2 protein-coding genes are annotated in these 2987 nt (G+C 57.4%); both read left to right on the top strand.

All coding sequences use genetic code 11. The features are described from left to right. Nucleotides 1-1859: portal protein (locus AK963_RS33790; protein ID WP_175404690.1), on the top strand; the 1859-nt coding region annotated here is incomplete at its 5' end. 275 nt (nucleotides 1860-2134) lie between these two features. Next, the coding region (locus AK963_RS27420) for a hypothetical protein (RefSeq protein WP_083232920.1) at nucleotides 2135-2987 on the top strand (853 nt) is incomplete at its 3' end.

The following is a 2987-nucleotide window of genomic DNA, read 5'->3' as shown; positions in this document are numbered from 1 at the left end:
GAGCCGTGAAAGGGGAGTATGGCCCTGAACAGATCCGGATCATGGATGAGCAGCAGGCACTGAGCCGGGTGTTTATCAAGATCACCACCACCAAGGTGAACACCGCCTACTCCCGGTTGATCGACCTCCTGTTCCAGAATATCGACAGCTTCTGGGATATCGTGCCCAGCCCCCTGGCGGAGATACCCGCCAGCATTAAACGGCACCTCCGCATGACCGCTATTCAGGAGCTGCTGCCCTATCCCATTGATCCCCAGACCCGCAACCAGCTTATCCAGGAACGGTACGATGAGATGGAACGGGCGCTGATGGCGGAGGCGCTGGAACGGGCCAATAAAGCGGCCATGGCGATGAAGCGCAAGATCAAGGACTACCTGGTCAATGCTGACGCCCTGACCGAGCTGAAGAAGGTCACCCGGGAGCAGGTGACCCTGGGCACGGGCTGTATCAAAGTGGCCACCCTCAATATCCGCAAGCATGAGAAGTGGGAGGCGGAAGGGGAGGAGTGGCAGCTGAATGAGCAGCAGAGCATCGAGCCGGACGTTGAGTGGGCCAGTATCTTCGATATGTTCCCTGACCCTTACTCCCACGACTGTGGCAAGCCCAACGATCTGTTCCGCCGCCATGTGCTGACCAAACATGAACTGCGGGAACTGGCGGACAGCCATGGCGTTGAAACCGACACCATACTGGAGATTCTGGCCAACTCGCCAGCGGGTAACCATGTCCCGCTGGATTATGAAAAAGAGCTCAACAACCTCAATGAGTCGGATGACCCGCACATTACCTCCAACCGTTATGACGTGCTGGAGTACTGGGGACCGGTGGACGGCCATCAACTGATGGAGTATGGCGTTACCGACATCGATGAGCACACGGAATACCAGGGCAATATCTGGATATGCGATGGCCGGATGATCATGGCACGGCTGAACCCGCTGAAACCGGAGGCGATCCCCTATAAGTTTGTGCCTTACGAGACGGTACTCCATCGCTTCTGGGGCATTGGCATCCCCTACATGATGAACGACAGCCAGGATGTGATGAACTCCACTGGCCGGGCGCTGCTGGACAATGCCGCCCTCACTGCCGGTCCCATGTTCCAGATGGATGTTTCCAAACTGCCGGAAGGCACCAGCCTGGAAGATGCCAAAAAGGTCTACCCCTACCGGATGTGGTGGTATGACGGCTCTGATGGCGAAGGGCCAATGATTCAGGCCATCAATATCCAGAGCAACCAGAAAGACCTGTCCGGCATCTTTGAACTGTTCCGGCGCTTTGCGGATGAAGAAACGTCGCTTCCCAGCTACACCCACGGCGAACAGACCCAGAGCCTGAACAAGACCGCCAGCGGCATGAGCATGTTGATGACCGCCGCCAATGTGGCCCTGAAAAGCGTGGTGAAAAATATCGACGACTACGCCACGGTGCCCCTGATCGAGAGCCTGTTCAACTTTGCCATGCGCTGGGCGGAGATGGACGACAAACGGGGCGATCTGGACGTAGTACCCATGGGCAGTGCCGCCCTGGTGGCGAAGGAGATCCAGAGCGAACGGATGATGAACGCCCTGAACGTGACCATGAACGAGGTACTGGGGCCGATGACTGACCACCGATACCTGCTGAACGAATACCTGAAAGCCCTGGATATTGATCCCGATAAAGCCCTGCGCCCTGAGGAAGAACTCTATGCACAACCCAATGCACCTGACCAGCCTGGAGGCGGAGTCGATCCTGCGGCTGGAAGGCAGCCCGGATTACCAGACGCTGGTCGAGCATCTGCAACGTCGCCGGGCGGAACTGCTGGAGAAAATGTCCCACGCCCGGGATTCAACCGAATTGCGCATCCTGCAGGGTAAAACTCAGGAACTCAGTGATTTGATGCAACTGGCGCAGCGATCGCGAACCTATTTACGACGAATAATTTTCGTCGCTCCCCGCTGTCCGCTCCCCGCTTCCCGTAAAAGCCAAACCAGTATCGTCTTTTACGCGTGGCGGGCAGCAGAAAGCGGGCGGCGAACAATGCCTGAAAGAACATGGACAAGCCTCGAGCCCCTCGGACTTTCATAGGCGTAACCAACGTGGACAAGCCAGAGCCCTCAGCGGTTCAGAGTGCCCCACAGGGAGAGTGAAGATGGCCATTGATGCCGAAAAACTGGATCAGGAAACCGATGCCGAACTGGCAGCCCTTATGGGTCTGACTACGGACGCCCCTGCCGCTTTTGCAGAGCAAGAGGACGAGCAGGACAAGCAAACCGATCAGAACCCGCCCGCTGATGAGTTGCCGTTACTACAAGAAATGCCACCCGAACCGGAGTCGGACGCTGATGACGAACCGTCAGAGCCGCCTGCTCCAGCATCCAATGACGATAACGGTGAAGACTGGCAGGACAAGTACACCAAGGCGGAAGAGTCCCGCAAGAACGCCCATGCCCTGATGACCCAGGCCACCCAGAAAGCCGCTGACCTGGAGCGGAGCAATACCGAACTTCAGCAGCAGATGGCGTTGCTGAAGGCCAAGGTGGATCTGCTCAGTCAGCAGGGTACTGCTCAGCCAAACAGTGAGCCAGAGCCGTCCGACCAGTTCCAGGAGCTCCGTAAGGACTACCAGGAGCTGGACCCGGTGTTCAACAAGCTGGATGAGTCGGAACAGCTCAACCGCAAACTGGAACAGCGGCTGGCCGCCATTGAGAAGGCTCGGCAGGAGCAGGAGGCGGAGCGGGCACAACAGGCATTCTGGAACAAGTTGCGCAGTCTGCATCCGGATGTAGAGCAGATCTCTGCCAGTGAGGATTTTAAAGGCTGGTTTGCACGACAAACAGCGGATGTTCAGGAGTTGAGTCGTGTCAGCCCACTGGGCGCAGCGCAGGTCATGAGTCTCTATAAAGAGGCCGCAGGTGTAAACAAGCCTGCACCGAAACCGGCACCTGATCCAGTACAGAAAATGCAGCAGGCAAAGCAGCTGAGTGAACCGCCGGTGCGGACCC

The organism is Endozoicomonas atrinae, from assembly GCF_001647025.1.
Classification (GTDB): domain Bacteria; phylum Pseudomonadota; class Gammaproteobacteria; order Pseudomonadales; family Endozoicomonadaceae; genus Endozoicomonas; species Endozoicomonas atrinae.
The sequence above is the reverse complement of the archived record's forward strand: the minus strand, read 5'-3'. Positions and strand labels throughout refer to the sequence as shown.